Genomic DNA, 19,186 nt, shown 5'->3' on the forward strand with positions numbered 1-19,186 from the left:
ATGATCAATCGTTGTTGGTATGTATCTTTTGTAGCATTATCTCTACCAATCGTGACACGGCATAGTGGTCGAGGGCAGACTCGTCTATCCAGATGTAGTCGTCGGACAGAGGTGGTCGGGTGGCTGTTTCCCACAGCCAACAGTCTGCCAGGATGACGCGATGGGTCAGTACGTGGCGCAGTTTACTGCACACGAGGGTCAGGTGGCCGCCTTCGGCGGGTAACGCATCGGGGGAGATCATTGGCGGTTCCCATAGTCCTTGCCAGATGTCGCCTTCGGGACGTCGGCGAATGGCGGTCTGTCCGTTACACCTTATATAGATATAGGTGATGAGGCGTTCACTCACCTTGACGGTTTTGAGTTTTACGGGTAAGGTATCGACACGTCCTTCACGACATGCCACACACGTTTCCTGGAGCGGACACCGCTGACACTGTTGTCCTTTGGGGGTGCATTGTAATGCGCCGAAATCCATCATCGCCTGATTATAATCCGCAGCTTGATGTTCGGGCAGCAGCTGTTGTGCCAAGGCAGCAAACTCGTGTTTGCCAGCTGTGGAATTGATGGGGGTGGTGATGCCGTAGTATCTTGAAAGGACGCGATAGACATTGCCATCGACCACGGCAACGGGGAGGTCGAAGGCTATACTTCCTATTGCTGCTGCGGTATAGTCGCCTACTCCTTTCAGGCTGCGCAGCGCTTTCATGTCTTTGGGGAATCCTCCCATTGCCACCACCTGACGGGCTGCCTGCAGCAGATGTCGGGCACGACTGTAATAGCCCAGTCCCTGCCATAAGCGCAGTACTTCGTCTTCAGAGGCTTGTGCGAGGTGATCAACGGTAGGCCAGCGTTCGATGAAGCGTTGCCAGTAGGGTTGTCCTTGTTCGATGCGTGTCTGTTGCAGTATGATTTCCGAGAGCCAGATGGCATACGGGTCTCGTGTCTGTCGCCAAGGCAACATCCGTCCATTTTTCTGGTACCATTGCAGTATGGTGGTTGTGAAACTCATAGTGGTGACAAAGTTACTGAATCGGTTGCGAAAAACAAAATATCGAGGGATATTTTTTTTGATCCACGGAGTGAACGGATGTTTTTTAGTTGCTGTCGCAAGAAATCTTTGGAGGAAATCTTTAATGAAATATGGCCTTTGGCCAGAAATAATAATCTTTAAATAAAAATCCTTGACAAAAATGCACTCAAGTTCCTCGCTTCTTGGAAGGGTTTTTATGGGGATCGCCTTACAGGCTCGAATTTTTGGAGCAGTGAGAGCAGAGAATAAATCCAAGAATTTATTCTTTGCCGAGTCGCGAGAAAAATAACCTATGGTAAATCTTAAATAGAATCTTAAAAATAATCTGTAACTATAATCCGTGTCGTCCGTGTGCGGCATTAAAAATCCGTGTGGGACATTAGATATTGTGGTTCTGCTTATAGCGTGAACTTATATCCTGCTGTGATATAGATGGCATGGTTGCGTGCGGTGCGAGAGTTGTTGAAGTCCCAGCCACCGGGGTTGTCTGTCTCCAGATTGATAGCTTGTCGCAGTTCGAAACAATAGGAGGCATCGAGGGTGATGTGTCGCCATTCGTAGCTCACTCCAAGGGGAATGCCAATAACGACATTGCGGAATTTGCTGCTTACATTCTCCGATTTCTTCTCTTTGTACGATTCCCATAGGTACATTGATGATACGTCGTTGCCGAGGTTCATCGTGCGTATGCTGTGTATAGTCATCTTATCCTTTGCCGAGAGGAGTATGCCAGCCTGCACACCAATATGTGCAGCCAAACCTTTCACACCAGAGAAATATGTCTTGATTTGCAGCGGCACGGAGAAATTGTATTGTGGGAAAAGGAGATCGGTCAAGTTTCCTGCAATAGTGATATTGTCACCCTTCAACATGAAGCATTGGTCGTAGAGTTGGCTTCCAAATCTATCCCATTTGTTTATTTTGTGATTTTCTGAAAAAGCTAATGTGTGGTAAAACTGCTTGTTCCATTCATCGCCATTGAGAATATCAATATCGGTAACATTCTCGCCATTGATCATGTGCGTATAGTGGATGGTTTCCCACTTGCCAAGCAGTTCTGCAGGCACAGGGGCCTTCATGATCTCGTAGGCTCGCATCATCACATCAGGAAAAAGAAGAAAGGGAAAAATATCAAAGTGGGCGAAAAAAAATGGGATTGCATGTTACTAAAAAAAAAGAATGAATACCTTAATCTATGTTACACGCGCATGATAACAGATGAACTATCAGTAGTTTACATCAAATATAACACTTATCCACAGGATTTCTACACTACATCTTTTTATATAGGGGTCATCGTCATGCGATGGAAAATGAGACCGTTTCAGACAGGATTGCAACCGCATGAGAAACGCCACAAAACAATTATCATACGGTAAAAAACATATTCATTGCGTATAAAAATCATGTTGAGGAGTAATTTTTAAAGACTGAAATTTTATTAATCAATAAAAAAAACGTATATTTGCACCACCAATAACGATTTTCTAAGAATCAATAACAATTTTAATAATTTTAAAGGATTTATAAATATGGAAAAGTACATCTTGCGCAACTCTTTCGTTTTCACAGTAATTCTTCTCTTAGGATTCTGCGCCAACGTATGCGCACAGAACGAACTGTCGGAAGCAAAGAAGACTGTTTACATCGAGTATTTCAACCGTCCACAGAACCTCAGTTTTTCACAAGCTGAAGCTTTGCGCAACAAAGTGATTGAACACATTCAGTATCGCAAGCGCATTATTCTGATTGACGTGGATTCTGACAAATCGCTCAAACTGGAGCAATCACGACGCGAGAGTCCTGAAGCCTCTGCAGAAGGCGATATGGATCGTATGAAGACCATGGTGACCATTGGTGCCAACCTCATTCTTCAAGGTAGAATCAACTCGATTGCCACTAAATCTGAAACTGATAAAGAAGGTAAGCGCACTTATACTGCCACCTGTAGCTACACCCTTAAATTTGTGAATCCACAAAACGGTACCATCGTTGCCAGTGAGACCAACGAAAATTCCGGCCACGATGCATCGGAGGAAAAAGCCATTCAGAGTGCAGTGACAAGCGTTGGTACCTCGAATGCTATCGACAGATTGCTCGAAAACATAGCTCCCCTATACGGTCACATCCTCGAAATCAGCAAATTGAAGAAGGATGAAGCCAAAGAGGTTTATATCGATTTGGGCACATTACACGGTATCGACACCGAAACTTGGTTTAGCATCAAGGTAAGTCGCCAGATTGCCGGACGTACAGCCAACAAGGAAATCGGTCTTTTGAAAGTCAGCACGGTAGAGGGTGAAGACATCTCGCTCTGCAAGGTAAAGAAGGGTGGTAAAGAGCTCAAAGCGGCTATGGATCAGGGGGTCACCATTACCCTTCAGTCAAAATTCGTCAGCACCCTCTTCGGTATCCGTATCTAAGACTAACGAGGAAAATTGATTTATGCAGCCATCACCCCTCGTCGGCCTTCTGACCGATGAGGGTTTTAAGCCAATAAACCACAGAGTATAGATATGAAAAAGATTATCTGTTTCCTGTTGGGACTGATACTCTGCCCCAACCTTTTCGCACAAGTATATTCCAACGATGCCGAACTGGTGTCGGAGGAAAACGGTAATGTAACATTACGATCATCGGGCACTGCCGACAAGAAAAAGGAAGCTACCGCCCTCGCCATCAAGTCTGCATTCAACACGCTGTTTCACTCTGGTGTGGCAGGACTGAAAGGTGGTACTCCCATGATAGCCGTACCCCGCAAGGACTACGACTACCGTTTCTTCTCTGAGTCACGATACATCAACTATCTCACCGACGAACCCAAGGAGGTTGATGATATGAAGGTGACGAAGAAAAAGAAAGTGGTTGTGACGGTGACCATCAATACGAAGTCGCTGATTGCTGACCTCCAGCACAACAGCATTGCTGTTTCGCCCACATGGGTGGATGGTAAGAAGCAGGTGAAAGCTACCGCCGCCCTCAATCCCACCATCGTCATTGTGCCAGAAGTGAACAGCTGCAATGGTACCGACTTTGAGGCGATGCGCAAAGCAGCAGAGAATAATGAGGCGTTGAAATATGCCCTCACCCGTGTCACTGCTGAATTTGCCAAGCACGGTTACAAGACTCGCAATTTCATCACTCAGTTGCAGAACTCCAAGAGAGATGAGATGATGCGCATGGGCAGCAAGTCGGACTTGAAGACCAAGATTGTGCAGCAGTTGCCAGGCGACATCGTTGTCAAGGTTGATGCCAAAGTACTGGCAGACAACCAGAACCACATCGAGTGTAACCTCAACCTGAGTGCTGTGGAGAATCAGACCAACGGCAACCTCGCTGCAGCCACCTTCCCCAGTGGCAAATACTACAAGGGAAGTACAGGCAATACCGAACTCGTGGAGTATTCTATGAAAAAGATTACTGCCGACTTCTTCGAGCAGATCAAGAGCTCGTTTGAGAAGATGGTAGCCGACGGACGTGAAATCTATATTGACCTGACCCTCTCACAGAGCATCAGCGACTGGGACTTCGACCAAGACAGTCCTGAATCGGGTAACAACTTCAAAGACGCCCTCGATGACTGGTTGCGCGAACATGCCCAGCAGAGTGTCTATGACATGAGCAACAGTACCGATAAGTTTGTACACATCGCCCTCAACATCCCCTTGTGGAATGCAGAGCGCGGACGTTCATACACCATCTCTAATTTCAGCAGCGACCTCCGCAAATTCTTCCGCACACAGTTTGGTGACAACTACAAAGCCACCATTACCGCACAGGGACAGAAACTGGAGATTGTCATTGAATAAATTCCAGGGACTGAGTATCAACAATAATTACCAAGAGTATGAAAAGACTGTTCACACAAATAGCAATGATGACGCTTGCCATCGTAGGATATGCGCAGAGCGACATCCATTTCTCAACCGTGAAAGCCACGGATAAGAATTTGCCTGCAGAAGTCGTTGATGCACTCGACCTCAAGATGCACCAGGTGCTCAACCGCAACAGCGCAGCAGCAGCCGACGTGTATAATGTGTTTGCCATTGAACCAGCCCTCTCGCTGGGCGATGTGCTCTCTACCGAGGGAATGGTGCGCAACGTATCAGTTGCCAAAGGCGAACTGGTGCTCATCGCCAAGAATATCATCGATGGCACGGAGTACTACAGTCTGACCATCCCCGTGGAGGCTGATGCCGTAGGCGATAAAGACAAGGCGCTGATGAAGCTGGTGCAGAATATCAAGGTGACCAACCCCGCCTTCACCCGATTCATACGTACCACCCGTCAGAAGATAGCCGACTACTATGCCGCCAACTGCGCCATCATCCTGCAGAAGGCACAAGCACTGTATAACCAATGCCGCTATCAAGAGGCTGTCATTTATCTGTCGGCTGTGACAGGCAACATTCCCTGCTACGATCAGGCTTATGCCCTTCAGCAAGAGATTGCCGCCAATATCCCTGCCGGTCCAGATACCGTCATCGTAGAGAAGGAAGTGGAGAAACCCGTCATCGTGGAAGTGGAGAAACCCGTCATCGTGGAAGTGGAAAAGCCACAGCCCGCCACTCCCGTCATCGACCAGAAGGCACCCCAGATGCCTCCTTACGAACTGACGATCTCGGTGAACGACCTCGATTTCCGCATATTGCGTTGCTACGGCAATAAAGAACAGAACCGCATCACCATCGAAACAGAATTCTGCAACCGCCGCATGAACACGGAAAAAGGTGATATTGAAATCAAATCAGCCTTCGACGAGAATGCCAAGGAGTTGGAGCGCTACAACTTCTCCGTCAACGAAAACGACAGCAGTTACGACTGGCGCAATATGCCTCCGAAACTGGCTATGAAGCAAGACTTCTACCTCATCAAGGCAGACCATTTCATCCCCAAGATTTCATACATCAAACTGAAAGTGCGCGATGCCATCATTGAGATTCGCAATCTGCCAGTAGAATGGTAGCATAACACCTACTTATAAATACAGACCATTATGAAACGACTGATAACCCTCGCATGCATGATGCTCGCCATCGTGACGATCTATGCACAAAACAAGGTGGTGGAGAGTAGTGCCAAGAAAGTGCCCACATGGCTCGGCACAGCCGTAGAAGGCAAACTCGTGGTCAGCGTGACAGCCCCCACCTTAGCCCAGGCACAGGTCAAGGCGATGAACGAAGTGACTGAGCGCATCATCCTCTCGGTGGCCAGCAATGTCAGCGTGACACAACGCAACGTGGCCAGCGAAACCGTGACCAACGACGGTATAGAATCGCGCGACGAATACAACCGCATCGCTAAGATGAAGTCTGCCAACCTGCCGTTCCTCAAAGGTATCTCGCAAGCCAAGGTGGAAGAGGTCTATTGGCGTCGCATGCGCGACAAGCAAACCAAGAAGGAGTTTTACGAGTATTCGGTGCTCTACCCCTACTCTCGTGCCGAACAGCGCACGCTGCAAAGTCAGTTTGAGAAGATTGACGCCGAGAAAGTGGCACAATACCAAGCCCTGGAAGACGGTATTGACGATATTGCCGATGTGGCAGACATCAAAGCCGCTATCACCCAGTTGGCAGCATTGAAGGAGTACTTCTTTGATGATGTCCGCGTGAAACAAGTGGAAGGGCTCATGTTGCGCTACCGCCAACTCTATGACGCTCTCGCCATCACCGGACGCTTCACCGACGACAATACCTACTTGGTACAAGTATTGCTGAAAGGCAAACCCGTGCGCGTTGCCAAGGTGCCCACCGTTAAATCAAACTGCGCCGGACAAATCAGCGTAGAGCCACAGGACGGTGCCTTCCTCATCAGTTTTGACGCCACCGACTGTTTGCCCGAAGAAGAAAACTTCCTCGACATACAGTTGCGCATAGAAAACAAGAAGCTGCAACAGCGTGCCATCATCGGTGTGGATGCCGATGCCACCATTAATATTGCGCAAGCCGTAGTGCCCGAAGGCAAGATCATCCTCACCGCCAATGCTGTCAACAAGCAAGACCGCACCCTGACCGACATCAATATCCGCATGACTCTCAACAACCGTCAAGGCATTACCTTCGGTCTGAAGAGCATCGAACTTGAAGTGCCCGAACTGACCGCCCCGTTGGTATTCGACGACATCGACGCCATCTTCGGTTCTAAAGGCATTATCCAGGTCAAAGCACTGGCAGAAGGCACGATGAAAGCCCGCACCACCAAGAAGTCGCACTTCGCTTTCGTCAAAGGCACCATCACCGTGGTGAACCCCACCACCAATGGCGTGGAGCGCATCAAGGTGTCACTCCCCTACACCACCAACTGGGAAGAATAACCCGCAACCGTTTATAAACTATTAAATAATAACTCAAAAAACAAGAAGATTATGAAACAGCGTATTTTCAACCTGCTGCTCCTTGCAGCCATGATTCTGTGTGGTTCAACCATGGTTTCGGCACAGTCGAAAGCCCTGGCAAAGGACATTAAGAAAACCACCAAGGAATGGAAGAAGGCTGGCTGGACCATGCTTGCATCAGCCTCAACCATGGATTATGCTCTGACCAAGTATCGTACCTATATTGAAGGAGACGAGGAAAACCGTATCAGCCTCATCGGCATTGCAATAGGTTCTAATCCCAAGATTGGTCGCGACAATGCTACAATGAGTGCCGTTTCCAACTATGCTATGCGTGCGAAGGCTCAGGTAGTAGGTAAAGCCAAGAGCATTGCCTCTTCAGACAATAGCAGCATGACCACCGAGGAAATTGATAAATTCGGTCAGGCTTACGAAATGGCTGTCAACACCAAGATTGCCGGCTTGGTAAAAGAACACTTCGCCATGGTTCGCAACGTGGATGGTAAGAAAGAATTCCAGGTATTCCTTTCTATCGACGAGACACAGGCCAAGAAAGCCCGTGAGGCCGCAGCACGCGAAGCCAAGCAGAAAGCCGCTCTCAAGGATCTGAGCAAGGAAGTAGAAGACTTCATCGGTGAACCTGTAGCTCAGGATTAACCGACCACATATCGACAATCCGAAAGCCGACCGCAAGGCAGTCGTATGCTTCGGATTGTCGATTTTTTCATTATTCACAGACTGTTCACCATTAACACCTTCAACAATGAAAAGACTCGTTTTTCTCGCCGTCACAGCGTTGGCAAGTATTCCCTTGTCTGCTCAAGTCGTCACTGACGATTTTGACAAATTCATCCAAGAAGAGAATGCCTCGTTCGACAAGTTCATCGACGATGCCAACAAGGAGTTTATCGAGTTTCTGCGCCACCCATGGAAAAAGGCAGAAGCCAAGAAACCCGTGGAGCGACATACCAAACCCGAACCTCCGAAACCTGTCATCTACGACGAGCAAAAACATCCTGAAGATACTCCACCAGTGGAACTGACCATCAAGGATATTCTCAATCAGACCACCATCGAGGGACAGCAACGTCCTACGGTAGAGGTGAAGAATGTGGATCAGTTGACCTTCGACAAGCCGACACCCAAAGCGCAACCACAACCCAAGCCAACTCCAAAACCTACTGTGATCGTGGCTAAGCAAAATACACCCACGATCATTGGAGGTAATACACCAAAAGCAGGACCTGCGAAGCCACAGGCTATACCAGTTAAGCCACAACCTGTGGCACCAAAAGCAGAACCGACAACACCTGCAAAGCCACAGGCAACACCAGATAAGCCACAACCCGTGGCACCTAAAGCAGAACCGACGACACCGGCGAAACCACAGGCGACACCAGTCAAGCCGCAACCCGTAGCACCTAAAGCAGAACCGACAACACCTGCGAAACCACAGGCGACACCGGTTAAGCCGCAACCCAAGCCAAAAGCCAAACCCGCTATGCAGAGTTCGTTGCAAAAGGAATTCTACCCCAGTGTAGCCATCAACTATTGCAACACCAAACTCTATATTGACGCATCGATGAAAGGCGTTATCAATATCACCAGCAGTCAGGAATGTGCCGTTGCCGACGGTTACGAAGCATTATGCCGTTCCAACTACAAGCCCCTTATTGCCAACTGCCAGCAGGCACAGAAAGACTTCCGCCTCAACGACTGGGGAGTATTCCTCTTTGTGAAAACCGCAGCCGAAGCCTTATGCAACGATGAAAACAGCTGTATTGTCATGCAACAGTTCTTGCTCAACGAACTGGGTTACCGTGCGAAGATGGCACGTCGTGGCGATCGCAACCAGTTGTTATTGTTTGTTGCCACCGACTGCATGGTCTATGGTCACCCCTATTTCACCAAAGAAGGATTGAACTATTATAACATCAACGGCACGGAGGCCTGCACATTCTATATGTGTAATCAGGATTCGAAGAAAGCCAAGACTCCCGTTGCCATGCGCCTCAACAATGTTCCAGCCCTCAACAGCGGCGTGGTCAGTAGGCAGCGCACCAACAAAGCCGGCAATGTCAGTGTCAGCGTTAATGTTTCCAAATCGTTGATGGACTTCTATGCCTCCATGCCCCAATGCGACTATGGCGTCTATGCCAAGGCACCCGTAGCAGGCAGTTTAGCCCAAGAGGTGCTCGGCACATTACGTCCCCTTGTACAGGGAAAGAGTGAAGTTGATGCTGCCAATCTGCTATTGAACTTTGTGCAGACCGGTTTCAAATATGCTACGGATGAAGAACAGTTTGGTTTTGAGAAACCCTTTTTCGTTGAAGAACTGTTCTATTATCCTGCCTGCGACTGCGAAGACCGTTCAGTACTCTTCGGTTGGTTGGTTCGCGAACTGCTTGGCCTTGATGTCGTTTACCTCGACTATCCCAACCATATCGCCACCGCCGTACAGTTTAAAGGCGATGTGAAAGGCGATTTTCTGACCGTCGATGGCAAGCGTTACACCGTATGCGACCCCACCTATATTGGAGCTTCCATCGGTATGACCATGCCCAATCTGCGTTCAGCAGGCGTTTCCATTCTTCGCTATTAACCCTCCTGTCCGAGTTGGGGATTAGCCATCACCTGTAACAATAATGACCGACATGGTACGATGTCGGTCATTATTGTTTTCAAGGGTTATTGTGCCTTGCAAGATTCTTATACTAAAAATCTCCGCATCAGTTTACAGGATTCAGCGGTGTCATGTGGTAGCCCATGGCAGAGAGTTGCATGGCCATTCCCATGAGATAGAGTTGGTGGAGACATTGTGTATAGGCCTGAAAAGCCTCTTTGGTGCCAGGCTGTATATGTTCGTGACGCAACATATTATCGGTGCGCGAGGCACACTCCGCCACGATGTCCTGTGTTTTTCTGCGTCCATTCTCATCGAGTCTGAGCACATCCTCCATGATATGATCATCCATCGCATCGTAGCCACGCGCATCGCGCAACAGTTCGTAAAGCTGTGGATCAGCATTATAGCGCATCCAGTCTTTGTCCCACATGTATGCGATAGCCATGCCGATAAACATCATCCATCCCAGCGAAACGGTAGGATAGGCAGCAAACTCCCTGATGCCATCAGGGAGATAAGCCTCTATCAGTTGTTTCCATCGTCCTTCTACATCAGGACATTCAGGCAGACGCTCATCCACCACTTTCATTCCCAGCAGATAACGGTGCAGGTCATCGTGCAACCGCTGTTCAAAAGTTTTTTCCATATCTTGTCTATTAGTATTCATACGTTGGCGGACAATGGTTGCATCGCCTGGCGACAGTACCTTGTCCATACTTAATCATCATCATTCAATCTACAAAGATACAACATTTCATTGGTTTTCCTATCGTTTTTCAGATAAAAAAGCTCCCATGTCATCCGACATGGGAGTAGAAAAAGGATGCATTCCGCAAATCTTCACAGACATAGCATGGAAGCATCATATTGTTTGAGAGTGTTTATTCATAATCAGTCATCAGGGTAATTGAGCGTGTTTATGCTATTATTTGCGCCCCATCAAATCGTCGTTGCTCACTTGTTTGGCAGTCTTCTTGACCGATGCTTTCAGACTTCCGAAGCGATAAGACACTCCAAACTGCAGATTCCAGTTAGGACCATCAACACGCTGACTGCCGATGTAGTCACCTTTCACGTAATGGGTTTTGATATCATTGCGATAACTGCAACGCACAAAGGTGGTGAGTCGATCTTCTTTAAGGAAGGAGCGACGGAGCGACACGGAGAAGTTCTGCCATGCACAGTCATAACTGTAAAGCGTTGTCGGAGTGCCATAATCGAAATATGCAGACAGGGTCAAAGCCAGTTTGGCAGGCAGTTCCTGTGTCAGTTGATTATAGGAATCGAAGTTCCATCTATGCATGGCAAGTCCAAGTGAAGTATTGGCTTTGTCCACCCAAGTGACGGTGCTATTGCTCACGAGTTTAGTGGTTGGAGTAATCTGCCACTGGATATAAGGCACGACCTGGAAGTAGTTAACCTTACCACTATTGTCGTAACTCGACATGAAGCGATTGTCTTCCACCCATTTCACTGCGGCAATAGCATCATCGCAGAGGCTGAATGAAGCATTGAGACCGATGGTCAGTTTAGTGGTCATGAGGTTGTATCCCAACGTGAAATTATTAGCTTTCGACGTGCCCAAATGCGGATTTCCGTAGCTGACGGAAATTGGTGTTTCGTTATGATACGGGTTCAGATAACTGATGCCCGGTCTTGACAATCGCATGGTGTAAGCGAGTTTCAGCGAGTTTTGATCATTGATGCGCCATGTCGTGCGAATAGACGGAACGATATCGTTGAAACGTCTGCTAAAATCATCTTGTGAACCGTCTGGCCATGATTCCTTCATGCGTGACGTCTCGTAGCGCAGTCCGGTAGCAAGGGTAAATCCACCGAGACGATATTTATATTCAGCATAGGTAGCCCCCACATCGGTCTTATGGTCAAACTTAGTAGCTGGCGAGCGTAGGAGTTCGCTGTTGAGGTATTCCCTCCTGAGGTTATCACTATTATTGAATCGCATCACATACTTACCACCCACATCTAATGAATGATGCTTGCCAAACGGACGTTCATAGTCAATCTGCAGGGTATGTTCGCTGAAGGTAGTATGATTGTCAAAAGACTGGCTGTCATATTCCCCATAGTTCAAACACTGTGACAGGTCTAAGCTTCCGTCACTATGAGAACGGGTGGTAGAAAACAGATAGTCGATGGCAAGGAGTTCGCCCTTTCTGCTGAAATTATGCTGATAGGACAGTTGCAAGTCGATATCGAAATAGCGCGCCAACACATCTCTACTATCCATCTGCATGCTATATATTGGATTTCCAGCAGCATCGGTCAGTCGGGTGTTTTTTATTGCATCATCTTTCACCCGATAGGCAAATCCACTTGCCGCCAGAGTCAAGAGGTTGCAGGAGTCGAGTTCCAGACTGGCATCCATGCCATACCACATGTTTCTTCCCGGATTGTATGTTCTCCGTTCATCGTGGTACCGGTTGTTGGTGTCGGTATAGACATAGTCGGTTGTTTCTGTCTGATGCCATTTCTGAAATGCCATACCGAAATACGGCGCGATGGTGAGTTTGCCCGTCTGTGCTGTAAGAAAGAGATTGCCATTGTATGGATTGCCACTATCTCCAAATGTCCCGTTCGAACTGACAGTACCCGTCAGTCCTTTCATCTGGCTCTGTCGGTCCATCACGATATTGAGGATGCCCACCAGTCCTTCCGCATCATATTTAGCTCCAGGTTCGGTGATGACCTCGATGCGTTTCACCATACTTGCCGGCAGTCCTTTGAAAAGTTCCTTGGCATTGTTGGTAAAAGACTGGTCAGGTCTGCCATTCTTGAATATTTTGAAATCACTCGAACCCTTGACCTTGATCGTACCATCAGCATCGACGGTAACAAACGGCACTTTCTTAAGCATCTCTATCAGCGGATTGGTCTTTGCCTCAGGGTCGGAAGCCACATCAAAGCTGACACGGTCGTCTTTAGTCTTCACCATTTGTCGCTGTGCCTTAACGGTCAGTTCGCCCAAACCCACATTTTTATAGACATCAGTAGTGTCGGTGGCTACTGCAGCAGAGTCGCTCTGCGCCTTCGCTACAGGGCATAGGAGTAGCAGTATGGCTGCCCATACATATCTTTTCATCATTGTTTTGTGTTTATGTTGTGTATGTTTATTTCTTTCCGAGATAATCTATGGCTTGTTTGAGCATTCCCTCAAGATAGATATCTCCGCGAACGGTTTTGTTCATGATATTAGTCATATCCAAAATAGTATTCTTACATGTTGTCCGTTCGCCATAGGTCAAGAGACTGCTGTGATCTTTACACAGTGCCACTATCTTAGTAGCGAGCCCCACCTGCAGCATTTTCTGGCTAGGGTCTTTGATGGCATCGAGGAAAGCCACTCTGAGTAGTCCGAACTGAGTCATAAACTGCACATCATTGGTGACCTTCGACGGTTTAGCAGTCACATCATCTACCGACAGATCGTCAGCTGTTTTGCTGTCGTCTGACACACTAACCTGTTGCAGGGTTTTATTGCCCTGTTCGTCATAGCGCTCGATGATGAGCGTATTGCCAGAAAGAGTGCTACGTATGCGATTTCCCTTGGCGAGACTCGACAGGCTGTTCATCGTTACGCTTTTAGCAGCTTCTGGAGTCATACCATAGATATGATAGTAGTAGCAGTGGAAATCCATTCCTTCCTTAAACCACACGAAGGCATAGGCATGGCGGCGAGTAGAGTCAGACGGTTCCTTGAAAAAGGTAGAATAGTAATAATGCGACTTATTACTTCCCAATGTCACCCCATACTCATTGTTTGGCCCATACACCACTTTCTTGGTGTTGAGTGTGTTCATCTTTGCTTCAGGTTTTCTTATAAAAAAGGAATAAGCACGGTCCTGATCCTTTAACATGGCTTGTTCCATTTGTTTAATGAGGTTTTTATTGCTCTCCGGTATTTTAAACTCCGTAAACTTACAGTAAGTGGTTGGCGAGTCGGTTCGATCCTGATAATCGGAACGCGACAACAGTTCAACCGTCGAGTTTCCAATAACCTTTTGATAGGTATTCTGGATTGTTTCCTGTGCCGAGGCACTTACAGTTGCCCACATGGCAACCATGGTAAGTATTATTTGTTTCATTGTTGTATAGTTATTTGCTCATTGTTCTACATATTCTTCCTCTTCGGCATCAAGGGCATCCATAGCCTGGAGGTATTGCATCTTACTATCGTTGAGTTCAACCATCTGTTGCAGTTGCATGGCTTGGAGCAAGAGTTCTGCCTGTGCCACGGCTTCATCGAGGTCAGCCTGACTGATGGCCTTGTCCACCGTCTTGGTATTTCCAGTCTCAGCCAGATATTCTTTAGGAGGCGGTGGAACGCTGTGTAGTCGACGTATCTTCCGCTTAGTAGTTTTGGCGGGCGGTGTGATACTGTCTAATGGTATCTGACGTCGATCCACTGCCACGGTATCGGTTTCAACGGGAGTGATGGCCGGTTGACTTTGTGCTATCGGCTGCGGTTGGTCGGTAGTATGATTCCAGAGTGTCAGTGCGCCAACCAGCAACACAGCCACCGAGGCAGCCGCCGCCATCCAGCGCAGTGGCAAGATGCGATGTTTCTTCTCAGGAGCGTCTGTTTCTACAGGACGAATGGTTGCCGTATGTTCTTCCATTCCGTTTTCAAACATGCGGAACATCTCGCAATAGGCCTGCCAATCGTCGTTCGAGATTCCTTCGGGACGGTCGGCATCTGTTGCTTGACGGAAGAAGTCAGCCAGTTGTGTTTCCTGTTCAACTGTCGTTTGTCCATCCATGAAGCTTTCGAGCAGATTGATGAGTTGTTGGTTTGTCATTGTCGGTTCCTTTCTTTGATATCATTAAACAGTTTTCGGCGTGCTGCCGATAGCATGGTTGCCACAGATGCTTCGCCTATTCCCAGTAGTGCTGCAATCTCAGCGTTGGTGCGTCGTTCAGTCTGTCTGAGTCTCAACACCTGCATTTCTCTGGGTGGCAGTTGTTCGATGCGTTGTCGCAGCCATTGTTCGCTTTCCTCCCATTCCATCTTCCAGTCAGGTGTATCGGTGGTGGGAATATCGAGAGGAATGACTCTTGTCCCACTGTCTATACTGACCGATGGTCGCCGTCGTCGTTGGTGGTCAATGGCAGTATGTCGAGCCACGACAACAGCCAGTCTGACGGCATGTGTTTCGTCGTGTAGCGTATCATGCACAGCCCATAGCCTAAGCATTGTTTCGCTCGCCACATCGTCGGCATCATCGCTATCGTTCAGCATGCGCGATGCCGTTTGCCAGGCCTTCATGCGCAATTGTTTTGCCGTATGTTCAAACTGCTGTTGGTTCACCTTCAGTATCCTTCCTTGTCTTATGCCGTATAGTTTTAAGGATTTGCCACGATGCCGTTCACCGTATCATTGCCTTGGCTTCTTCCTGTTCTGTCAATCACATACGCCTGTTTTCCGTCATATCTTGTGGCATTGCTGAGATTGGTATATTTCAGTTTCTTGTCACTAACACATCCTGATCCCATGACCGATTTACTATAGTTAGCAGTTCTTCCCGATACACTAACGTCTCCTGATCCTGCCACTACGCAATTCAGTTTATCACTGCAATCCACTTGTGCCTTGACCATACCACTTCCACTCACAACGAGAGAAGCATTGACAGCTTGCAGCTCATCAACACTTATGCAACCTGACCCTGCTACATTGCATGTGGCAGTTCCTACGCTGGCATTTTTCACATGTATGGATCCAGACCCTGTCACATTCATAGTCAGCATGGATGTTTGAACTTTATACTTATCGACTTCAACCTCTGCGCTGCCTGTCACATTGATCACATTGATTGCAGGCGAAGTGACATAGATGGTAACCGAACCGTTGTTTGATCCATTGCCCATATAATAAATGCCGCCAATCTTGGTGGTCTTGTAACCGATATTGAGGTGCTTATCTGTTTGTTTGATTTCGAGGCGATCGATTTCTTCTTTGTCACCCTCCAGACGCACACTATGTCCGCTACCTTGGATATAAACCACTTTGGCACTACCAAGGATATTCAGAACAGTAAAAGGTTGGAGTGGCTTGGTTTCCACAATCTTCGTTCCTGCTGCGACAGTCAATACTGTCAGCAGTAGTGCCAGTGTTGTTGTGATACATCTTTTGTTCATAGTCATTGTCTTTATTCTGTTTTTGCTGATAACGATTTGGGGCTTTTCCCTGCGTCTTTTATACAAATAACGAGAAAAAACAGCAGACTCAATGACAGGCAACGCGATTTAACACTATTTTAACATCATATAAACTTTTGGAATTTAACCTCGCGTTAACGCAAAGAGCCAATCGGAATTTAAGACACTTGCGCACAAGAACGAAAAAGCCACGTTGTGTAACACAACACTTTTGGCATGACATTTGTCTTTGGCAAGCATGATTTCGTATGAAAAAGAGGTATGGTAAGCGAAAAAATGCATTTAAAAACGATAAAAGGTGAGTTTTACAAAAAGATTAAGTAATTTTGCAGGTGCATATAAAATTCGTGATACGATAATATCCCGTGGCATGCTTCTTCGCTGATGAAAGATGGCACACGATATCGGTCACGCAGTCATACTACTATCACAAATCAAATATCGTGGCATGAGCCAGTCACGGTACATTATAATTAGAAACAAACAAAAAAGTAAAGTAATGAATATTTTCAACTACATCATTCAAATGGGTGCATCGGTGATGATGCCCATTCTTTTCACGATTATCGGTCTGTGTATCGGCATGAAATTTGGCAAGGCACTCAAATCTGGTCTGTATGTGGGCGTAGGATTTGTGGGCCTCGGTATTGTTACAGCTTTGCTTACCAATAATTTCAAGGATCCGCTGCAGGCTGTTGAGGATATCTTCAACCTCAACCTGAGTGTATTTGATATGGGATGGCCTGCTGCCGCTGCTGTAGCATACAATACAGCTGTCGGTGCACTCATCATCCCTGTGTGCCTCGGTGTTAACTTCCTCATGGTAATCACCAAAACCACACGTACTGTCAATATCGACCTATGGAACTACTGGCACTTCGCTTTCATAGGTGCTGTGGTATATTTTGTGTGCGGCGAGAGTCTTGTATGGGGGTATTTTGCAGCTATCGTGTGCTACATCATCACACTCGTGATGGCAGACCTTACGGCAGAGCGCTTTCAGGAATACTACAACCTTCCAGGCATCTCCGTGCCACAGCCTTTCTGTCAGAGTTTCACACCGTTTGCCATTGCTATTGGATGGCTGCTCGACAAAATACCGGGATTCTCAAAACTCAATATCGATGCCGAGGGCTTAAAGTCAAAGTTCGGCGTTATTGGCGAACCCCTTGTACTCGGTGTGGTAGTAGGCGCATTGATAGCCACTGTAGCCCATTGGGGCGACATCACCCAGTTCGATCAGTTTATGGCAACCATGCCCGCAGGTTCTACCGCTACCGATGGTGTGATGCGCATTGTGAAGCATATTCTCTTCCTTGGCGTAACGATGGGAGCCGTGATGGAACTGATACCCCGTATCACCAAACTGTTTATCGACGGACTGATGCCTATCTCAGAGAAGACCAAAGAGGTGGTCAACAAAAAGATGAAGGGCAAGACCATCCACATCGGTATGAGTCCTGCACTCGTTATCGGTCACCCCACCGCGTTGGTAGGTACTTTGTTTCTGATTCCTACCTATATCGTTATAGCAGTAATTCTGCCAGGCAACCAGTTTCTGCCCCTTGCATCGTTGGCAGGCCTGTTTTATATTTTCCCCATGATGCTTCCCTATACCAAGGGTAATGTGGTGAAGAGTTTCATCATAGGACTTATAGCATTACTCATAGGACTTTGGTTTATCACCGATATGGCTCCCGATTTTACCAAGGCCGCCGCTTCGGTATATGCGCAGACCCAAGATAATGCCGCTCATGTTCCAGAAGGATTCCTTGCAGGTAGTATGGATTTCGTGTCCGCCCTGTTTAGTTATGTCATCTATGCTCTGGTGAAGTATTTCAAATATATAGGTGCTGCCGTATTGGTAGTCATCACCCTCGCCATGATGCTGATCAACCGCAAGCGCATTATCGCTGACGAGAAAAAGAAAGTAAACAACTAATAATTATAGAAAGTAATGAAAAAGATTTTAATGACTACAGCCATTTGCCTGGCAGCCATTTCGGTGAATGCACAGTGCAAGTGTAAAGGCTATGAAGTAAAAGCAGAAAACAGCTACACAAACTATTGTGTGCGACAGGCTTCAAACCCCAGAGATGCCAAGAGCTACGACACACAGCGTTTGCGTAGCGAGTATCTCATTGAGAAAATCATGGCACCAGGTGAAGTAAACTGGACCTACACCACCATCGACCGTTTCCTTGTGGGAGGTGCAATGCCAACCGATACTCCACTGAAACTCACATCAATCGAACCACTCTATGTGGATCTCAGCAAGAGTGACAATGGTCGCAATCTGCTCGACAATCGCGAAATTGGTATCATCAACGTAGGTGGTGACGGTAGTGTGACGGTTGACGGCAAGCGCTATGACCTCGCTTTCCAGGAGGCTATCTATGTAGGTAAGGGTGTAAAGGAAATCATCGTGGCAAGTAAGAACGCACAGAATCCTGCTAAGTTCTATATGAACAGTGCATGTGCCCATCAGAGCTATCCCACCAAAAAGGTGAGTCTGAAAGACGCGAAGAATATTATAGCAGGAAGTGCTGCCGAGAGCAACGACCGCGTTATCCATCAGATGATTCTCAACGGTGTGGCTGGTGTGCGCACCTGCCAGTTGCAGATGGGTATTACCGAACTCAAATCAGGATCGGTATGGAACACAATGCCTGCTCATACCCACCTCAAGCGCATGGAGGTGTATTTCTACTTCAAGGTTCCAGAAGGACAGAGCGTTTGCCATATCATGGGGGAACCACAGGAGACTCGTCTGATTTGGACAGGCAACGAACAGGCTGTTATCAATCCAGAGTGGAGTGTGCACTGCGCTGCAGGAACTTCCAACTATACTTTCATCTGGGGTATGGCTGGCGAGAACCTCATCTACAACGACATGCAGGTGGTGAAGATCACAGAATTGAAATAAGATTCACATATAAAAGCTCTTGTCTCCGGATAAGAGCTTTTTTGTATGCTCATGCCGAGCATACCCCAAATCAAAAGCCCCGTCCATGCT

The 19,186-nt window shown here is 47.4% G+C and carries 16 protein-coding genes; 8 read left to right on the forward strand and 8 right to left on the reverse strand.

Translation table 11 applies throughout. From position 1 onward, the window contains the following. Positions 1-4: 4 nt before the first annotated feature. Together mutY and CIK88_RS02300 are read right to left on the reverse strand one after the other, a co-directional pair. Positions 5-1,009 carry an A/G-specific adenine glycosylase gene (gene mutY / locus CIK88_RS02290; protein ID WP_094434258.1) on the reverse strand — a complete coding sequence of 335 codons (1,005 nt, stop codon included), beginning with the start codon at positions 1,007-1,009 and terminating at the stop codon, positions 5-7. A gap of 419 nt (positions 1,010-1,428) precedes the next feature. Beyond that, complete coding sequence (locus CIK88_RS02300; protein WP_094391363.1) at positions 1,429-2,130, reverse strand: outer membrane beta-barrel protein; 702 nt, start codon at positions 2,128-2,130, stop codon at positions 1,429-1,431. 432 nt (positions 2,131-2,562) lie between these two features. Between CIK88_RS02300 and CIK88_RS02305 the strand changes: the two genes are divergently transcribed. The 6 genes from CIK88_RS02305 (at position 2,563) to CIK88_RS02330 (ending at position 9,966) form a co-directional block, all read left to right on the forward strand. Next, positions 2,563-3,453 (forward strand): hypothetical protein, encoded by an 891-nt coding sequence (locus CIK88_RS02305; RefSeq protein ID WP_094434262.1) that lies wholly within the window; start codon positions 2,563-2,565, stop codon positions 3,451-3,453. A 93-nt stretch (positions 3,454-3,546) separates the two neighbouring features. Further along, complete coding sequence (locus tag CIK88_RS02310; RefSeq protein ID WP_094434264.1) at positions 3,547-4,839, forward strand: DUF6175 family protein; 1,293 nt, start codon at positions 3,547-3,549, stop codon at positions 4,837-4,839. 38 nt (positions 4,840-4,877) lie between these two features. Then, entirely contained in the window at positions 4,878-5,996 is a 1,119-nt protein-coding gene (locus CIK88_RS02315) for a hypothetical protein (RefSeq protein ID WP_094434266.1), read from the forward strand. 30 nt (positions 5,997-6,026) lie between these two features. Further along, positions 6,027-7,343 carry a plethodontid receptivity factor PRF gene (locus tag CIK88_RS02320; RefSeq protein ID WP_094434268.1) on the forward strand — a complete coding sequence of 439 codons (1,317 nt, stop codon included), beginning with the start codon at positions 6,027-6,029 and terminating at the stop codon, positions 7,341-7,343. Positions 7,344-7,394: 51 nt separating this feature from the next. Next, the gene (locus CIK88_RS02325; protein WP_094434271.1) at positions 7,395-8,021 is read left to right on the forward strand and encodes a hypothetical protein; all 627 of its coding nucleotides are present in this window, start codon (positions 7,395-7,397) and stop codon (positions 8,019-8,021) included. A 106-nt stretch (positions 8,022-8,127) separates the two neighbouring features. Next, positions 8,128-9,966, forward strand: a complete 1,839-nt coding sequence (locus CIK88_RS02330; protein WP_094434273.1) for a hypothetical protein — start codon at positions 8,128-8,130, stop codon at positions 9,964-9,966. Positions 9,967-10,093: 127 nt separating this feature from the next. On the opposite strand, the gene CIK88_RS02335 is transcribed toward CIK88_RS02330, so the two are convergent. The 6 genes from CIK88_RS02335 to CIK88_RS02360 all read right to left on the reverse strand — a co-directional run bounded on the left by CIK88_RS02335 (position 10,094) and on the right by CIK88_RS02360 (position 16,155). Further along, positions 10,094-10,705 (reverse strand): hypothetical protein, encoded by a 612-nt coding sequence (locus CIK88_RS02335; protein ID WP_371327161.1) that lies wholly within the window; start codon positions 10,703-10,705, stop codon positions 10,094-10,096. A gap of 210 nt (positions 10,706-10,915) precedes the next feature. After that, complete coding sequence (locus CIK88_RS02340) at positions 10,916-13,096, reverse strand: TonB-dependent receptor domain-containing protein (RefSeq protein WP_094434275.1); 2,181 nt, start codon at positions 13,094-13,096, stop codon at positions 10,916-10,918. Positions 13,097-13,121: 25 nt separating this feature from the next. After that, on the reverse strand, positions 13,122-14,096 hold the full coding sequence (locus CIK88_RS02345) for a hypothetical protein (RefSeq protein ID WP_094434277.1): 975 nt from the start codon (positions 14,094-14,096) through the stop codon (positions 13,122-13,124). Positions 14,097-14,114: 18 nt separating this feature from the next. After that, entirely contained in the window at positions 14,115-14,810 is a 696-nt protein-coding gene (locus CIK88_RS02350; RefSeq protein WP_094434279.1) for a hypothetical protein, read from the reverse strand. Beyond that, positions 14,807-15,319: an RNA polymerase sigma factor gene (locus CIK88_RS02355; protein WP_256387686.1), complete on the reverse strand. Its 513-nt coding sequence runs from the start codon at positions 15,317-15,319 to the stop codon at positions 14,807-14,809. Before CIK88_RS02355 ends, CIK88_RS02350 begins: the two co-directional genes overlap by 4 nt. Before the next feature lie 35 nt (positions 15,320-15,354). Next, on the reverse strand, positions 15,355-16,155 hold the full coding sequence (locus tag CIK88_RS02360; protein ID WP_094434283.1) for a GIN domain-containing protein: 801 nt from the start codon (positions 16,153-16,155) through the stop codon (positions 15,355-15,357). A 514-nt stretch (positions 16,156-16,669) separates the two neighbouring features. Between CIK88_RS02360 and CIK88_RS02365 the strand changes: the two genes are divergently transcribed. After that, the gene (locus CIK88_RS02365; protein WP_094391375.1) at positions 16,670-18,112 is read left to right on the forward strand and encodes a PTS galactitol transporter subunit IIC; all 1,443 of its coding nucleotides are present in this window, start codon (positions 16,670-16,672) and stop codon (positions 18,110-18,112) included. A gap of 15 nt (positions 18,113-18,127) precedes the next feature. After that, entirely contained in the window at positions 18,128-19,096 is a 969-nt protein-coding gene (gene kduI / locus CIK88_RS02370; protein ID WP_094434285.1) for a 5-dehydro-4-deoxy-D-glucuronate isomerase, read from the forward strand. Positions 19,097-19,186 lie beyond the last annotated feature (90 nt).

This window comes from Prevotella sp. P5-50, assembly GCF_002251295.1.
In the GTDB taxonomy this organism is placed as follows: Bacteria; Bacteroidota; Bacteroidia; order Bacteroidales; family Bacteroidaceae; genus Prevotella.

Excerpts from the sequence above, each read along its gene's own strand:
- mutY (WP_094434258.1), bottom strand. The coding sequence starts at position 1,009 with ATGAGTTTCACAACCACCATACTGCAATGGTACCAGAAAAATGGACGG.
- CIK88_RS02300 (WP_094391363.1), bottom strand. The coding sequence starts at position 2,130 with ATGATGCGAGCCTACGAGATCATGAAGGCCCCTGTGCCTGCAGAACTG.
- CIK88_RS02305 (WP_094434262.1), top strand. The coding sequence starts at position 2,563 with ATGGAAAAGTACATCTTGCGCAACTCTTTCGTTTTCACAGTAATTCTT.
- CIK88_RS02310 (WP_094434264.1), top strand. The coding sequence starts at position 3,547 with ATGAAAAAGATTATCTGTTTCCTGTTGGGACTGATACTCTGCCCCAAC.
- CIK88_RS02315 (WP_094434266.1), top strand. The coding sequence starts at position 4,878 with ATGAAAAGACTGTTCACACAAATAGCAATGATGACGCTTGCCATCGTA.
- CIK88_RS02320 (WP_094434268.1), top strand. The coding sequence starts at position 6,027 with ATGAAACGACTGATAACCCTCGCATGCATGATGCTCGCCATCGTGACG.
- CIK88_RS02325 (WP_094434271.1), top strand. The coding sequence starts at position 7,395 with ATGAAACAGCGTATTTTCAACCTGCTGCTCCTTGCAGCCATGATTCTG.
- CIK88_RS02330 (WP_094434273.1), top strand. The coding sequence starts at position 8,128 with ATGAAAAGACTCGTTTTTCTCGCCGTCACAGCGTTGGCAAGTATTCCC.
- CIK88_RS02335 (WP_371327161.1), bottom strand. The coding sequence starts at position 10,705 with ATGGACAAGGTACTGTCGCCAGGCGATGCAACCATTGTCCGCCAACGT.
- CIK88_RS02340 (WP_094434275.1), bottom strand. The coding sequence starts at position 13,096 with ATGATGAAAAGATATGTATGGGCAGCCATACTGCTACTCCTATGCCCT.
- CIK88_RS02345 (WP_094434277.1), bottom strand. The coding sequence starts at position 14,096 with ATGAAACAAATAATACTTACCATGGTTGCCATGTGGGCAACTGTAAGT.
- CIK88_RS02350 (WP_094434279.1), bottom strand. The coding sequence starts at position 14,810 with ATGACAAACCAACAACTCATCAATCTGCTCGAAAGCTTCATGGATGGA.
- CIK88_RS02360 (WP_094434283.1), bottom strand. The coding sequence starts at position 16,155 with ATGACTATGAACAAAAGATGTATCACAACAACACTGGCACTACTGCTG.
- CIK88_RS02365 (WP_094391375.1), top strand. The coding sequence starts at position 16,670 with ATGAATATTTTCAACTACATCATTCAAATGGGTGCATCGGTGATGATG.
- kduI (WP_094434285.1), top strand. The coding sequence starts at position 18,128 with ATGAAAAAGATTTTAATGACTACAGCCATTTGCCTGGCAGCCATTTCG.